Below are 15,668 nucleotides of genomic sequence, written 5' to 3'. Positions count from 1 at the left end.
CTATTTCTCCAGCCGTTCATGATTGTAGATCCATAACCAGTGCTCCGCAAAATCTTGAACCTGCCCGATCGATTCAAATAGGTATTGGGCAAGCCATTCGTAACGCACCGTTCGGTTGTAACGTTCAACGTAGGCATTCTGTTGCGGCTTGCCCGGTTGGATATAGTTAATCTGGATACCCTGTTGCTCGGCCCAGGTTTTTAGAATCTCGCTGATATATTCCGGTCCATTGTCACAGCGAATGGCGTCAGGCTTTCCACGCCACTCGATGATGCGATCCAATGTGCGGGTGACCCGCACAGCCGGTAACGAGAAATCCACTTCAATGCCTAAACCTTCCCGATTAAAGTCATCAATGACGTTGAGCAAACGGAAAGCCCGCCCGTCAGCCAGTTGATCATGCATGAAATCCATCGACCACACGGCATTGATGTGATCCGGGACCGTCAAGGGTTGCGGGGTTTCCCGTACCAAGCGCTTCTTGGGCTTGATGCGCAGGTTGAGTTCCAGGTCCCGGTAAATCCGATAGACCCGTTTGTGATTCCAACGAAAGCCTTTCACGTTGCGCAAATATAAAAAACATAATCCAAATCCCCAGGTACGGTGCGTGGCGGTCAGGCGTAGCAGCCAGTCGGCAATTTCGGCGTTTTCAGTCGAGCGCTTTGACCGATAGCGATAACCGCTCGGGCTGATGCCTAAAGCCGCACACACCAACCGAAGACTGGCCCGCTTGGCCTGAATCAGGGGTTGCGCCATCTCGCGGAGGCAAGATGGCGTTAGGCCTTTTTTTCCAGGGCTTCCTTGATGATGTCGGCCTTCAGCCGTTCTTCGGCATACATTTTCTTCAGCCGCCGGTTTTCGTCTTCCAACTCTTTTAGGCGAGCCATCAGGGACGCATCCATGCCGCCATATTTGGAGCGCCATTTGTAAAACGTGGCAGAGCTAACGCCGTGTTCACGACAGATCTCCGGTACGGGCGTGCCGGCTTCCGCTTGCTTCAATATCGCCAGAATCTGGCTGTCACTAAATCGTGAGGTCTTCATGTAAAACTTCCTTCGTCTGTTACGAGAAAATTCTACTTTTAAACGCTGCTTTTTTCAGGGGGGATTACCCCGTAAAAAGCAGGAAACTTCACTGACCCACTCAAATAAATGTTTTTCGTCAAGTTGAGAGCCGAACCTGATGCCGGAACAATTCAAACGGATCATGATGGTAATAGGCAGGCAACGCTATTTCTCAATCAACACCACCGCCTGCACCGCGATACCTTCCTTGCGACCTTCGAAGCCCAGTTTCTCGGTGGTGGTAGCTTTGACATTGATGAAATCGACATCGACAACCAAGTCGGCGGCGATGTTGGCTCGCATGTCCGGCACGTGCGGCAGCATTTTCGGGGCTTGGGCGATGATGGTCACATCGGCGTTGACTAATTTGTAGCCTTTTTCTTGGACGATTTTGTACACGTGGCGCAGCAATACGCGGCTGTTGGCGCCTTTGAATTCGGGATCTGTGTCCGGAAAATGCTTGCCAATGTCGCCTAAAGCCGCCGCGCCGAGGATGGCGTCAGCCAGCGCATGTAGCACCACGTCGCCGTCGGAATGGGCTTCCAGGCCTTTTTCGTAAGGGATTTTCACGCCACCCAAAATAATGTGGTCGCCGTCGGTGAAACGGTGGACGTCGTAGCCTTGGCCGACTCGGATCATGCTTGTTGCTCCATGTAAAATTGCGCCAGCGCCAGATCTTCCGGCCGAGTGATTTTGATGTTATCGGGACGGCCTTCGACGATCTTCGGTTGAAAACCCAACAGTTCCAGCGCGCTGGCTTCGTCAGTAATGGCCGGATTGCCTTCGGTTTGCTGCAAGGCATCGCGCAACATGCCGTATTTGAACATTTGCGGCGTCAACGCCCGCCAGACATGTTTGCGATCTATCGTTGCGGTAATTGTGTCGCCGTCGACGTGCTTCAGCGTGTCGTGTGAAGACAACGCCAGAATGCCGCCGACTGCATCGTCTTTTAGCGTGTCAATTTGCAGATGAATATCAGAAGCCGTCAGACAAGGCCGGGCGGCGTCATGCACCAGCACCCAGTCGTCTTCGGCGGCCCGGCCTTGCAAGGATTTCAACGCGGACAACACAGAGTCGGCCCGTTCCTTGCCGCCCGGCGCGGTAATCACATGCGGATGCTTGGACATCGCCAATTCAGGCCAATATGGATCTTCAATCGAAATGGCAACAGCCACCGCTTGAAACGCGCCGGATTGCAACAGGCGGTTTAAGGTATGTTCGATGACAGTCTTGCCGGCCAGCGGCAAATATTGTTTGGGACGGTCGGCTTGCATGCGTTTGCCAACGCCGGCTGCCGGGACTACCGCCCAGCACTTAGGAATTTGATTCATGCTCTACTCAAGCACTTGAAAGAAAGTTTCGTTTTCCTTGATCATGCCCAGCTCATAGCGGGCGCGTTCTTCGATGGTTTCCAAGCCACGGCGCAAATCCAGTACCTCGGCATATAAGGAGTCGTTGCGTTCCTTTTTCTCCTGAGCTTCCTTGGTCAGGGTATCCAGGCGTTCTCGATAATCGCTAATCTGCGAGACGCTGGCATCACCTAGCCACAACCGATACTGGAAGTGAACGATTAATAGGATGATGATGGCGATCAGGGTTTTTATAGCGAATTCTCAACAATGTAGGTTGGGTTACGCCCTTCGCTACCGCTTAGGGCTAACCCAACCTACGCTTTTTATTTCAGCATTTTAAACGCGCTACGGCCGGCGTATTTGGCTTTGTCGCCCAACTCGTCTTCGATTTTCATCAGACGGTTGTATTTGGCAACCCGGTCGGAACGGCTCAATGAACCGGTTTTGATTTGACCTGTACCGGTAGCAACTACTAAGTCGGCGATGGTGGTATCTTCGGTTTCGCCGGAACGGTGGGAAACCACCGCGCTGTAACCCGCAGCAGCAGCCATATCGATAGCCGCCAAGGTTTCGGTCAAGGTGCCGATTTGGTTGACTTTGATCAGGATGGAGTTGGCGATGCCTTTCTCAATACCTTCTTTCAGGATGGCAGGATTGGTCACGAACAAGTCGTCGCCGACCAGCTGGATTTTGCCACCCAACTTTTCGGTTTGATATTTCCAGCCGTCCCAGTCGTTTTCGTCCAGACCGTCTTCGATGGAGATAATGGGGTATTTATCCACCCAAGCTGCTAGGAAATCGACCATTTCGGTGGAGTTAAAGCTACGATTTTCCGCAGACAACACATATTTGCCGTCTTCGAAGTACTCGGAAGCCGCTGCATCCATACCCAGGTAGATGTCTTCACCCGCTTTGTAACCGGCTTTTTCGATCGCTTCCAGGATGACTTCGATGGCTTCTTCGTTGGAAGACAAGTTGGGTGCAAAGCCGCCTTCATCGCCGACTGTGGTTGCCAAACCGCGGCTTTTTAATACTTTAGCCAGGTTATGGAATACTTCAGCGCCGTAACGGATCGCTTCGCGGAAGGTTGGAGCGCCGACAGGCAGAATCATGAATTCTTGCAAATCCACGCTATTGTCAGCGTGCGAACCGCCATTGATGATGTTCATCATTGGTACAGGCAGGATGAATTCGCCGGATTTGTTCAGGAATTTATATAAAGGGACACCGGCTTCTTGCGCCGCAGCACGGGCAGCAGCCATGGAAACACCCAAAATGGCATTCGCACCGATGCGGCTTTTGCTTGGGGTGCCGTCCAGGGCAATCATTTTTTCGTCCAGTGCCGCTTGGTTGTTGGCGTCCATACCTACAACGGCTTCACGAATTTCGGTGTTGACGAATTTAACAGCATTCAACACGCCCTTACCCAAATAACGGGATTTATCGCCATCGCGCAGTTCGATCGCTTCGCGTTCGCCGGTTGATGCGCCGGATGGCACCATCGCGGTACCGACGATGCCGGATGCCAAATACACTTCCGCTTCTACGGTTGGGTTACCGCGCGAATCCAGAACTTCTCTTGCCTTTACGTCTACTATTCTTGCCATTATTTTGCCCTATAGTGTGGTTTCAATCAGGCTGGTGGATTTAACAGCCCGGTCTATCGTTACTAACATTTCCAATAATTCTTTCATGCGGTGCAAGGGCCAGGAGTTGGGGCCGTCGCTCAACGCTTCTTCTGGCTTGGGATGAGATTCCATGAACAGCCCGGCGATACCCACAGCGACTGCGGCGCGCGCCAATACGGGCACGTGCTCGCGCTGGCCGCCGGACACATTGCCTTGCCCGCCAGGTAACTGCACGGAATGAGTGGCGTCGAATACCACCGGACAACCGGTGTCGCGCATCACAGCCAGGGAGCGCATGTCCGAAACCAAATTATTATAGCCAAAGGACACGCCACGCTCGCAAACCATGATTTGCTGATTGCCGGTGGCTTTGGCTTTAGCGGCGACGTTGGCCATATCCCAAGGTGCTAAAAATTGGCCTTTCTTGATATTGACCGGTTTGCCCAAGGCCGCGACACTTTGAATGAAATTGGTCTGACGGCACAGGAATGCCGGGGTTTGCAGCACATCGACCACCGCCGCGACTTCCGCCAGCGGCGTGTCTTCATGCACGTCGGTCAAAACCGGTACGTTTAATTGTTGTTTCACTTTTTCCAAGATCTGCAAACCTTTTTCCAGACCCGGACCGCGAAAACTGCCCAATGACGAACGGTTGGCCTTGTCGAACGAGGATTTGTAGATAAACGGAATAGCCAACTCATCGGCTATTTCTTTCAATTTGCCGGCAGTGTCCATCGTCATTTGTTCGCTTTCGATCACACAAGTACCGGCGATCAGGAAAAACGGCTTATCCAGGCCGACTTCGAAATTACATAATTGCATGTTTAACCTTATTTATGCCCCTAGAGAGTGCTTCTTGTGTTTGGCGGCCGCTTCGACAAAACCTGAGAACAGCGGATGGCCATTACGCGGTGTCGAGGTGAATTCGGGATGGAATTGGCAGGCCAAGAACCAAGGATGATCGGGCAGCTCAATAATTTCCACCAAGCGGCCATCCAAAGATTTACCGGAGAAACGCATGCCTGCGGCTTCCAACTGCTTCAAATATTGATTATTAAATTCGTAACGGTGCCGATGGCGCTCGGTAATCACGTCTTTTTGGTACAACTCGAACGCCAATGAATCAGATTTTAAGCGACATTTTTGCGCACCTAAACGCATGGTGCCACCGATGTCGGAATCTTCGTCGCGCACGTTTAACTGCCCGGCTTCATCCATCCATTCGGTAATCAAACCGATGATGGGGTGCGGGCTATTCGGCAAAAATTCGGTGCTATGCGCGCCTTCCAACCCGACCACATCGCGGGCAAACTCGATCACCGCCGACTGCATGCCCAAACAAATGCCCAGATAAGGGATTTTGTTCTCGCGGGCGAAACGTACCGTGGAAATCTTGCCTTCCACGCCGCGCTCACCAAAACCACCCGGCACCAGAATCGCATCGACATCTTTCAGCTTTGCGGTTCCTTCCGCTTCGATGGTTTCGGAATCAATATAACTGATTTGGACCTTGTGACGAGTGTGAATACCTGCGTGAATCAAAGCCTCATTCAAGGATTTGTAAGCATCGGTGTGATCGACGTATTTACCGACGATGGCAATATTGACTTCATCGGTGGGGTGAGTCAGGCCGTCGACCACTTTCTCCCAAGCCGACAAATCAGCCGGCGGCACGTCGAGGCGCAGCTGCGCTACCACAATGTCGTCCAAGCCTTGTTCGCGTAGTAATAGTGGAATGCGATAAATGGTATCGGCATCGATAGCTGAAATAACCGCTTTCTCGTTGACATTGGTGAACAAGGCGATTTTTTTACGCTCACTGGCCGGAATCGGCTGCTCGGAACGACAAATCAAAATGTCCGGCTGAATACCGATGGTGCGCAGCTCTTTTACGGAATGCTGCGTCGGCTTGGTTTTAATCTCGCCGGCCGACTTGATGTAAGGCACTAAAGTCAGGTGGATAAATACCGCCCGGTCCCGGCCCAATTCCACACCCATTTGCCGGATGGATTCCAAAAACGGCAGAGATTCGATGTCACCAACTGTACCGCCGACCTCGATCAGTGCCACATCTTTACCCTCAGCACTGGCGTAGACGCGGCGTTTGATTTCGTCGGTGATATGCGGAATCACCTGTACGGTTGCGCCCAGGTACTCACCCTTGCGCTCGTTGCGCAAGACTTGCTCGTAAACCTGGCCAGTGGTGAAGTTGTTTTTCTTGGCCATCGTGGTTTTTAAAAACCGCTCGTAATGGCCTAAATCCAGATCGGTTTCCGCGCCATCCTCCGTAACAAACACCTCGCCGTGTTGAAACGGGCTCATGGTGCCGGGATCGACGTTGATGTAAGGATCGAGTTTGGTGAGAGTAACTTTCAGGCCGCGATCTTCCAAGATGGCTGCCAACGATGAAGCGGCTATCCCTTTTCCCAAGGATGAAACCACTCCGCCGGTGATGAATATGAATTTTGTCATGAACGTTTGGCGCCCTGTTTAGCAATAGCAAGGGGGTCGAAAAGCGGCAAATTCTAACAGTTTTATAGCGCAATTGCCTTATTATTAACCCGGCCCTTAAATACCATTCGTCCTGAGCAGTTCAAAAGACGCTCCACATCAGGCTTCGACAGGCTTAGCCCGAATGGTGTACCCGTGTTAAATAGGGCCTGGTTAATAAATTGCCAAAGCAAGCTCAGCCGGGGGCTGGATAACTAAAAAATATCAACGACATTCGCTGGCAAACACCAGCTGATTTTTGCCGCGTTGCTTGGCGATGTACATCGCCTCATCCGCGTACTTGATCAACAATTCGGGTTCTGCATGATCGTTGGGATACATGGCAATGCCGATACTGGCCCCTATTTTGACGGTCTCATTATGAATTAAAAATGCTTGATTAACGGCTTTCAGCACATTTTGCGCGACTTGCTTAGCCGCCAACACCGAGTGTAAGGAGGTCAGAACGAATACGAACTCATCACCACCCAAGCGTGCAACGGTATCGACTTCACGGCAACATTGCTCAAAACGCCGAGCCACTGCTTGCAATAACTCATCGCCGGCATCGTGCCCCATTTCATCGTTAACGTCCTTGAAACCATCCAAATCCAAAAACAGTACCGCCAAAAATGTCGAATCGCGCTTGGCGCGCAACAAGTCTTGCCGCAAACGCTCGATCAACAAACCACGATTCGGCAAACCGGTAAGTTGATCATGAAACGCCAAATGCATTAATTGTTTTTCCTTGCGCTCCTGTTCGCTGACATCGGTAATCGTGCACAAACTAATCTGATCGTTAAACTCGAACAAGGTTTGAGTATTGATTTTGGCGACAAAGGTGGACTTGTCGCGCCGCAACCCCAGCATCCGGGTATTGTCCGCCACTATCAATTGCTTTAAAGGTTTGCCTATCAAGACCTGATCGCCATATCCGAACAACTGATTGGCGGCCTTATTGACGGAAAGCACGCATTCGTCACGGCCATACAAAACGATACCGGTCTCGATGGAATCGATGATATTGCGCAAGGCCTGCACATTGCCCTGCGATTGCTTGATTTGCGCCAGCAAGCGTTTGCAGACCAAAGCAAAATTCAACAGCGCCAGCAATAACAGGCCAGCTTGCAAGGTACGCAGGTAAAACACTTCCTTGGTAGCGTTCTGCTCCAATGCCGTAGTGAGTTCATTCATCAAACCCAGCAATTGCGAGTTATGCATCAACAATGTATTCAATGCCGGCCGCAAAACCTCGACATCAATCCCGGCACCATAGTGTTCAACAGGCAATAAACGTTTGTGGATCAGCGTCCAAAGCTGGGAGGCCGAGCCGGTAATCATTTGCGTATTGGGAGCTTCGGCGGCAGCCAGATAAACCGGTTTGTCATCACCGCTACTGGTCATACCACCTTGCAAAAAACCGTTTAAGGTTTTATCGAACAAGTCGACGGCATCGGAAAATTCGCTAAAAGCGCTGCTCTTCTCCGCGTCGGTTTGCGCGACATGCAACATCAGCAAAGATTTAGTCATGCGCTGCGACAACATGCGTTGACGGCCAGACAAATTAATAGCCACCGCACTCTTTTCCAACTTTTCAGAAATCCAAAAATTAAGCCCCAGCGCCACCGCATCAAATACGATGAATAACACCACCGGAATGAAAATCGCCGGAAGCTTGCCTCGGATCTTTTGGATCATGTCAGGCGGCCACTTATAAGCCTTGGTCTACGCCATTTTGTAGCTTGGGCCAAGTGCTGAACGCAAATACCCAAATCATGATGACGTTAAGCACCGGCACCAACAAAACCAGGGTCCAGCGCCCGTCGAATCCGGCTTTTTCCAAAATCCGATAGCCCAACCACAGGCAAAACAGCATGAATACCGGTAGCAACACAAAAAATAGTTCCATGGCTAGCGCTCCTGTTTTGAATTCGGCCACTCCTGGAAGGCCAATTGCAAAAACACGATCAACAATCCAAAGACCGGCAAAAACACTAGCGCCGCCCACGCTGGGTTTAGCCCGGCCTTTTTATAGATCAGGATCGCCGGAATCGCGACCATCATGCCCACAATCATGGCCTGAAGTATCTCGGGAAACATCAACATGACACCTCCTAACAGTTTTCGTTGCCTATCATTACACGCTTTCGGATGCGCGCCAATCCAATTGGTAACAAGCGTCCGCCGCTCTGAGCCAAGCCCATTCCGCTACCCATAAGCCAGCTACCGCCGCCAGACATCCACCCAGATAAACCAACGGCCTAATATCTCGTTCCCATGGCGGAACCCCTGCTTCCTGGTAGAGTTTTTTAAGACAATGATGACCCGCCCGACCTGGCAATTTCAGTTTTTCGCCACCGCGCCGAGGCGCCACCGTCACTAGTGCATTCTGCCATAAATCTTTGGACAACCCGGCCGATGCGGCGCTTCTCCGCAACACGTAGCCATTGCTTAACCGCATTTGCTCTTGTTCTGGCGCCCAACACTTTATCTGAGCGTCCTTTTGCAGGCTCAGCTCGGGGATGCAATACAATTTTTGCCGATATTTTCGGATGGAATGGCCTTGAATATTAATTTGCGGCAACGCATCGGCACGCCCAGTCGTTAATTGCTCAACCAGCGTTTGCAACACCGCCTGGCTCGGCGGCTTTAAACCCATGCGGCCCAACCAGTGCCGCAAAAGGCAATTCATTTGCGTTGCAGTGAGAATTGATAAATCGGCGATATTGAAACTACCATCGGTCGAATCGAAAACCGTGGGCAAGGTCTGCTTCGCCCAAGCCTCTATCATCTGCGCGGCATCGCCGCAGAGTTTGGCCGAACGCGCAACCGTTTTATCCAGCGCCGGCCAGCGCTGCTTCAATACCGGCAGAATTTCGTTACGCAGGTAATTGCGATCAAAATCGCTGCTTTGATTGCTGGGATCTTCCACCCATTGCAATCCTTGAGTTTGCGCATAGCGCTGTATATCGACCTTAGCCACGTCCAACAGCGGCCGCAGCAGTTGTCCATTTCCAAACGCACTGGTAATCGGCATGCCAGCCAAGCCCGATACCCCGGCACCTCGGAACAATTGCAACAGCAAGGTTTCCATCTGATCCTCGCGATGCTGGGCCAGCAGGATAACGTCGTCAACAGCCAATAATTGCCGCAGCGCCCGATAGCGCGCCTCGCGCGCCGCCGCTTCCGGGCTTTCGCCGTTACTGGCCCGCGCATCAACCGTTAACAATTGAAAGTCTACGCCTAAGCTTTCTGCTTGCCGGCGACAATGATCACCCCATCCCACCGACTCGGCTTGTAAGCCGTGATCGACATAAACGGCAATAATTTTGCCGGTGAGCGACGGCAAGCCAACGCATAAATCCAGCAGTACAGTCGAGTCCAAGCCGCCGCTATAGGCAACAAACACTTTCCGGCACGTAACAGGCAATAAAGCAGCGATGACCTGAGAATTGAGATCGGGCATGGTTTACTCACAAAAAAGGCCGATTTCACTCGGCCTTTTATCGAACAACTAAATTGACTGACGGTGTTATTTGACCGGCTCTTCGATATACGAACCAAAACGCATAATACGTTGATAGCGCCTTTCAAGCAGCAGGTCCATATTGTCCGCTTGTTGCCTCAGTTCGTTAAGATGTCTGCACAATGCCTCTTGCAGATTGGCTGCAATTTTTTCGAAATTGCGATGACCGCCCCCGACAGGCTCGCGGATCACTTCATCCAGAAAACCTTGCTCACGCACGCGATCAGAGGTAATACCCATCGCTTCGGCCGCCAATTGGGCTTTATCGGCGCTCTTCCATAAAATCGAAGCGCAACCTTCCGGCGAGATAACGGCATAGGTGCTGTATTCCAGCATCAATAGCCTATCGCCCACACCGATGGCCAATGCGCCACCGGAACCGCCCTCGCCGATCACGGTGCAAATAATCGGCGTCCGCAGTTTGGACATTTCAAACAAATTTCGGGCAATTGCCTCGCTTTGGCCGCGTTCTTCAGCGCCAATGCCCGGATAAGCGCCTGGAGTGTCGATCAAGCAGATGATAGGCAACTTGAAGCGCTCGGCCAACTTCATCACGCGTAATGCTTTTCGATACCCTTCCGGACGCGGCATACCGAAGTTGCGATAAATTTTTTCTTTGGTATCACGACCTTTTTGATGGCCTATCACCACCACCGGCTGACCTTGCAGGCGCGCCATGCCGCAGACTATCGCCGGATCGTCTGCGTAGGAGCGATCACCGTGCAGTTCGTGAAATTCGGTGAAAATCAGATCGATATAGTCCAGCGTATAAGGCCGGCCCGGATGTCTGGACAATTGCGAGATTTGCCAGTCCGACAAATCCGCGAAAATACTTTCCGTCAAACTCTCGCATTTCTGCTCAAGCTGCTTCAAGGTTTCGGATATGTCGAAATTGTTGTCCAGCTCTACCTTACGCAGCTCTTCTATCTTGGCTTGGAGTTCGGCAATCGGCTGTTCGAAATCTAAGAATTTTAAATCCATGTCAATCCGGCATTAGAATCAATAAAATGGCCGGCAATTCTAAAGAAAAATACCGTCATTGCCTATTTGTTTTACCGAGCCCCTGCAAATGAAGAATGCCACCGCCTTTGACAATACCGCCTATGCACCGCTTGCAGCCCGAATGCGACCGACTACGCTGGACGATTTCATCGGCCAGCAACATCTGTTGGGCAAGGGTAAATCGCTGCGCGTGGCTATCGAACAAGGCGTGCCGCACTCGCTGGTGTTTTGGGGCCCGCCCGGCGTCGGCAAAACCACTTTAGCCAAAATCATCGCCGCCAGCGCACATTGCCATTTCATCGAATTGTCGGCGGTGATGGCCGGCGTGAAAGAAATCCGGGCGGCAGTCGCCGAAGCGGAAGAGATCAAACACAGCCGCAATCTGAATACCGTGGTATTTATCGACGAGATTCACCGTTTTTCCAAAAGCCAGCAGGATTCATTATTGGCACCCATCGAGAGCGGGGCGATTATTTTATTCGGCGCGACCACGGAAAATCCCTCGTTCGAATTGAATAACGCCTTATTGTCCCGACTACGGGTCTATGTACTGCGCAGTATCGAGACCGAGGATTTGCAAGCCTTGTTGCATAACGCCTTGACCGACAAAGTGCGCGGCCTGGGTAGTCGGGATTTACGGATCGAAGACGACATATTGACCATGATCGCCAAAGCCGCCGACGGCGATGCCCGCCGCTGTTTAAACATTCTGCAAATCGCTGCGGATCTAGCGGAAAACATTGACGGCCTCGAAACCGTGAATCGGGAAGTGCTGGACGAAGTGTTGCTAGGCCATGCCAACCGCTTCGACAAGGGTGGGGATATTTTCTACGACCAGATTTCGGCCTTACATAAATCGGTACGTGGCACCGACCCGGACGCTGCGCTGTACTGGTTTGCCAGAATGCTGGACGGTGGTTGCGATCCTTTGTATATCGCCCGACGAGTGATTCGGATGGCATCCGAAGACATAGGCAATGCCGACCCGCGCGGCCTGGAATTAGCGTTGAACGCCGCAAACGCTTACGAACGACTAGGCAGCCCGGAAGGTGAGCTGTCGCTGGCGCAAGCCATCGTTTACCTGGCCTGCGCGCCGAAAAGCAATGCGGTTTACGTGGCCTATAAAGCGGCAATGGCGGACGCCCGCAATAGCGGCTCGCTGGAAGTCCCTATCCACTTGCGCAATGCACCAACCAAATTAATGAAGGAACTGGGACGCGGTGCGGAGTATCGTTACGCCCATGACGAAAAAAATGCGTATGCCGCCGGCGAAAACTACTTTCCTGAATCCTTAAAAACCCGGCAGTATTATTTTCCGGTGGATCGTGGTTTGGAGATAAAAATAAAAGAGAAACTGAATTTCTTGCGGAAAATATAGAAACTCAAACCCGTAAGAAATGTACTGGCGTCGCTAACGACGACCACTGAGAAATAGAGCTAAAAACGGTTACGAATTTAACATTATATATAGCGGCATTCGCTAACTCTTTCTATTAATATCATGCGGACAAAAAAAACTCCCGTAAACCAACAAGGCTACGGGAGTATAAACACAAGCGAACAATGAAAAACATCGCTTGCAAGCCTCTGACTATATTAGAAAATTTCAATTCTTAACGGCTTGCACACGATTATTTAATAGAATCGTACTCCATAATGCCGCCACTCCAAACATCATTGTTGACAATATAAATTGTCCGGAAACAAAAGCGACTATACCTAAAAATGATACAGAACCGATAAATATATCTTTTTTTAATTCGTTCATTTGCGCCACCCAATATAAAAAATAATAATTAAAATAACCAATAATTTTTTAAAAAATCCTACAATTTATTCAATGCCCTGTTCGAAAACGTGGCTTAAGTAAAACCTAAAATTGAATCATCCGCCACAGGCAATAGATAAATTTTGAATAGCAATCGCATTATTTTACTTTAAAGAACATTGATATACGCTGTAACCCCGATTTACTCTGGAGTTTGCTTACTAATGTTAATTGCGTTTTAAAACTCCAAGTCGAATATGTGAATTTATTCACAATCGAACTCTCGCACTCGGTCTATCTCCATGAGAATTCAACAACCATGCAAAGTTGAAGTACACCAACACCCGCTTATAATGCCTCCACCAACCCACGGAGCATTTATGAAATTCAGTTCACGATTTATGTTGTTTTTGTTGATATTTGGCTTAGCCGCCTGTTCTAGTGCCTATTACAGCGGCCTGGAGAAAATCGGCATACCCAAACGCGAAGTGATGGTGCATCGCGTGGAAAAAGCCCGGGACACTCAGGAGGAGACCAAGCAACAATTTAAGTCGGCGCTCGAGCAATTCACCGTGATGACCAATTTTAAAGGCGGCGATTTGGAAGCCACCTACAACAAACTGAACGGGGAATATGAAGCCAGTGTCAAGAAAGCGGCGGAAGTGAACAAGCGCATCTCTGATATAGAAGACGTCTCCAACGCATTGTTCAGCGAATGGGAAACCGAACTAACCCAATACAGCAATGCCTCGCTAAAAAGGAATAGCCAGCAAAAGTTGACGGCCACCAAAGCGCACTATCAACAACTGATAGCGGCAATGCGCAAAGCCGAAACCAAAATCGAGCCGGTGCTCAGCGTGTTTCGCGATCAGGTCCTATATCTGAAACACAATCTGAATGCCCAGGCCATTGCTTCGCTAAAAGGTCAACTGGACTCGGTTAAATCCGATGTATCGGCTTTGGTAGTGGAAATGGAAAAATCCATTAACGAGGCGGACGCGTTTATCAAAACCATGGAAAAGCAATAGCGCTTCGCTATTGAATTATTTTGAACGGCGCTAAGTGGGACTATATTCGCCCCAAAAACTCACCCTCTCTACGGAGAGGGTGAGACGCACAATTTCAGAATCTTATTCCTGATGAGCGAACCGCTTCCGCTCCTCGGCACTTTTACCGAGAGCCTTCGCCATCCAAGGCGGCGCAGCGTCAAACACTTTCTGAAACTCGGTGAGTTTCTCCACCGCGTCGATCACATCGGGCTCCTTGATTGGATAAATATCGGCACGAATCACCTTGGCGGCCGCCGGTCCGCCAATCGATTGCACGAACAGCACGTGGCAATCCTTAATCATATTGGCCCGGAACAGGTTCCTGTCGTCGGCACTGTCGGCTTCCACAGTCGAGCGAATATCGATCAAGCGCATGTCAGATCGGGACAATTGATAGACCAGAAAGCGAATGCAGGAACCGAAATGGCCATTCAATAGCTGACCGCTATTGGACGCAATTGCTACCCGAATCGATTCCGGAATATCACCCTCTTTGTAAGGCATGATTTCCGGTAAACCTTCATCTTCGTCTTCCTCGCCCCACAAATACCGGACTGCCAGTTTGATGTTTTCCAGACCGATGCCAATATCTTCACCGTCCTCCTCGCCATCCAGACTACCAATGCCGGTCTTCAAGTTGGTGACGGTAATCGATTTCAGCTTCTCGTCATCCAACGGCGAACCGACTTTTTCATGCAACACACCGATCAGCTTCGGTACATCTACTCCAGGCAAAATCCGCGAAGCCAGTGCAATACGCAAAGCTAGTTCTCGTGATAATTGTTCCATAGCGTCACCCTTAAAGTTTGTGCTGTTCTTTCCAGTCGGCATAGCCGCCGGCCAAGCTGTAGACGTGCTGAAAACCAAAATCGCCGAACATCTCCGCCAAATGCTCGCTGGCATGGCCGTAATAGCAATAAATCAGCAAAGGTTTGGCCTTGTCGGCTTTTTTCAACAGCGAATCGCGCAATTGCTCGTGGACATGCATGGCATTTTCGATATGCCCGGCGCGATAGTCCTTCAGATCCCGGCAATCCAGAATCATCGGCTGCTGTTCGGCAATCAGTTGTTCGGAATCGGCCGTAGAGATGGTTTTAAAACTTTTCATAGCACTAAGACCCTCGTAAGACTAAAGATGCCAAACCTAAACCGGACCACCGGCTAAATCTTTTTTAACCTCGATAGTTTGCGACAGAGCCGCCTCCAAACTGATCGGCTCGGCTTTGATTTTATAGCCCTTGGCCGCCTCATATGCAGTGATGACCTTGTCTTCGCCGGATTGGCCTTTCAGATCGGATTTTTCGATATAAAGCTCTTCCAGCATCAAATTCCAAACCATGCCTTCCTGATGCGGCAATAAATTGAAGACAACGCCGTCTAAAACGATTTGCGTCGGCTTGGCGATGTTTTGCACGTAAAACAGCGTGACGGTTTCAGGAGTCAAGGCATCCTTATACTTTTCAACGAATACCGGCAAATCCTCCAATTGAAAAAACAGGCCGTTGATAAACAGAATCTTGTCGCTGTCGGCTAATATCGCTGATTGATTGATCACCAGTTCCGGGGTTTTCCGGTCACGAATATTGGTCGACCCTTCACGCAACTCGCCTTCGACCAACACCAAGTCGCCGCGAAACGCCGAAAGCCCGGCTGTGCTGGTTTTGCCAACTAAGGTTGTGATCCATAAAAGCCCTTGGCTGTCGTATTTTTCAAGTAGCATTTGCTTAAATCCCCAATGAAAGGTAATGAATGAAAAGTCGTTAACAGCATGCAAGCAAAACACTTGCCA

18 protein-coding genes are annotated in these 15,668 nt (G+C 50.5%); 2 read left to right on the top strand and 16 right to left on the bottom strand.

Features of this window, described 5'->3' with window-relative positions:
- The 12 genes from EBB_RS08795 to accA form a co-directional block, all read right to left on the bottom strand.
- Positions 1–1,043 (bottom strand): IS3 family transposase gene (locus tag EBB_RS08795; RefSeq protein WP_192393355.1). Its coding sequence is split into 2 segments (ribosomal slippage): positions 1–782 and positions 782–1,043, totalling 1,044 coding nucleotides; the frame shifts between segments, so codons are not numbered across the junction.
- 186 nt (positions 1,044–1,229) lie between these two features.
- Positions 1,230–1,703, bottom strand: coding sequence for a 2-C-methyl-D-erythritol 2,4-cyclodiphosphate synthase (gene ispF, locus EBB_RS08790; protein WP_192393354.1), 474 nt, complete (start codon positions 1,701–1,703; stop codon positions 1,230–1,232).
- Positions 1,700–2,395, bottom strand: a complete 696-nt coding sequence (ispD, locus tag EBB_RS08785; protein WP_192393353.1) for a 2-C-methyl-D-erythritol 4-phosphate cytidylyltransferase — start codon at positions 2,393–2,395, stop codon at positions 1,700–1,702. The genes ispF and ispD overlap by 4 nt, the downstream gene beginning before the upstream one ends.
- A gap of 3 nt (positions 2,396–2,398) precedes the next feature.
- A complete protein-coding gene (locus EBB_RS08780) occupies positions 2,399–2,635 on the bottom strand; it encodes a septum formation initiator family protein (protein ID WP_306789996.1) in 237 nt (78 codons plus the stop codon).
- Positions 2,636–2,739: 104 nt separating this feature from the next.
- Positions 2,740–4,023 (bottom strand): phosphopyruvate hydratase, encoded by a 1,284-nt coding sequence (gene eno, locus EBB_RS08775; RefSeq protein WP_192393352.1) that lies wholly within the window; start codon positions 4,021–4,023, stop codon positions 2,740–2,742.
- A gap of 9 nt (positions 4,024–4,032) precedes the next feature.
- Positions 4,033–4,866 (bottom strand): 3-deoxy-8-phosphooctulonate synthase, encoded by an 834-nt coding sequence (gene kdsA / locus EBB_RS08770; RefSeq protein WP_192393351.1) that lies wholly within the window; start codon positions 4,864–4,866, stop codon positions 4,033–4,035.
- A gap of 12 nt (positions 4,867–4,878) precedes the next feature.
- Positions 4,879–6,516: a CTP synthase gene (gene pyrG / locus EBB_RS08765; RefSeq protein WP_192393350.1), complete on the bottom strand. Its 1,638-nt coding sequence runs from the start codon at positions 6,514–6,516 to the stop codon at positions 4,879–4,881.
- Positions 6,517–6,759: 243 nt separating this feature from the next.
- Positions 6,760–8,232 (bottom strand): diguanylate cyclase domain-containing protein, encoded by a 1,473-nt coding sequence (locus tag EBB_RS08760; protein WP_192393349.1) that lies wholly within the window; start codon positions 8,230–8,232, stop codon positions 6,760–6,762.
- 13 nt (positions 8,233–8,245) lie between these two features.
- Complete coding sequence (locus tag EBB_RS08755; RefSeq protein WP_192393348.1) at positions 8,246–8,443, bottom strand: hypothetical protein; 198 nt, start codon at positions 8,441–8,443, stop codon at positions 8,246–8,248.
- Between the two features lie 2 nt (positions 8,444–8,445).
- The gene (locus EBB_RS08750; protein WP_192393347.1) at positions 8,446–8,640 is read right to left on the bottom strand and encodes a hypothetical protein; all 195 of its coding nucleotides are present in this window, start codon (positions 8,638–8,640) and stop codon (positions 8,446–8,448) included.
- Positions 8,641–8,671: 31 nt separating this feature from the next.
- On the bottom strand, positions 8,672–10,000 hold the full coding sequence (gene tilS / locus EBB_RS08745) for a tRNA lysidine(34) synthetase TilS (protein ID WP_192393346.1): 1,329 nt from the start codon (positions 9,998–10,000) through the stop codon (positions 8,672–8,674).
- Positions 10,001–10,066: 66 nt separating this feature from the next.
- On the bottom strand, positions 10,067–11,041 hold the full coding sequence (gene accA, locus EBB_RS08740) for an acetyl-CoA carboxylase carboxyl transferase subunit alpha (protein ID WP_192393345.1): 975 nt from the start codon (positions 11,039–11,041) through the stop codon (positions 10,067–10,069).
- A gap of 88 nt (positions 11,042–11,129) precedes the next feature.
- Between accA and EBB_RS08735 the strand changes: the two genes are divergently transcribed.
- Positions 11,130–12,440, top strand: a complete 1,311-nt coding sequence (locus tag EBB_RS08735; protein WP_192393344.1) for a replication-associated recombination protein A — start codon at positions 11,130–11,132, stop codon at positions 12,438–12,440.
- A 228-nt stretch (positions 12,441–12,668) separates the two neighbouring features.
- Here the strand turns inward: EBB_RS08735 and EBB_RS08730 are convergent, their stop codons facing one another.
- Positions 12,669–12,830 carry a hypothetical protein gene (locus tag EBB_RS08730; RefSeq protein WP_192393343.1) on the bottom strand — a complete coding sequence of 54 codons (162 nt, stop codon included), beginning with the start codon at positions 12,828–12,830 and terminating at the stop codon, positions 12,669–12,671.
- A 380-nt stretch (positions 12,831–13,210) separates the two neighbouring features.
- On the opposite strand from EBB_RS08730, the gene EBB_RS08725 reads away from it, so the two are divergent.
- Positions 13,211–13,858, top strand: coding sequence for a DUF2959 domain-containing protein (locus EBB_RS08725; RefSeq protein ID WP_192393342.1), 648 nt, complete (start codon positions 13,211–13,213; stop codon positions 13,856–13,858).
- A gap of 102 nt (positions 13,859–13,960) precedes the next feature.
- Here the strand turns inward: EBB_RS08725 and EBB_RS08720 are convergent, their stop codons facing one another.
- From EBB_RS08720 to EBB_RS08710, 3 genes are read right to left on the bottom strand one after another with little or no spacing between them, the layout of a single operon-like run.
- Entirely contained in the window at positions 13,961–14,668 is a 708-nt protein-coding gene (locus EBB_RS08720) for a dinitrogenase iron-molybdenum cofactor biosynthesis protein (protein WP_192393341.1), read from the bottom strand.
- A gap of 10 nt (positions 14,669–14,678) precedes the next feature.
- Entirely contained in the window at positions 14,679–14,987 is a 309-nt protein-coding gene (locus tag EBB_RS08715) for a rhodanese-like domain-containing protein (RefSeq protein ID WP_192393340.1), read from the bottom strand.
- Positions 14,988–15,023: 36 nt separating this feature from the next.
- Positions 15,024–15,599 carry a hypothetical protein gene (locus EBB_RS08710; RefSeq protein ID WP_192393611.1) on the bottom strand — a complete coding sequence of 192 codons (576 nt, stop codon included), beginning with the start codon at positions 15,597–15,599 and terminating at the stop codon, positions 15,024–15,026.
- Positions 15,600–15,668 lie beyond the last annotated feature (69 nt).

It is taken from the genome of Methylomonas fluvii (assembly GCF_014850975.1).
Taxonomy (GTDB): domain Bacteria; phylum Pseudomonadota; class Gammaproteobacteria; order Methylococcales; family Methylomonadaceae; genus Methylomonas; species Methylomonas fluvii.
The sequence above is the reverse complement of the archived record's forward strand: the minus strand, read 5'-3'. Positions and strand labels throughout refer to the sequence as shown.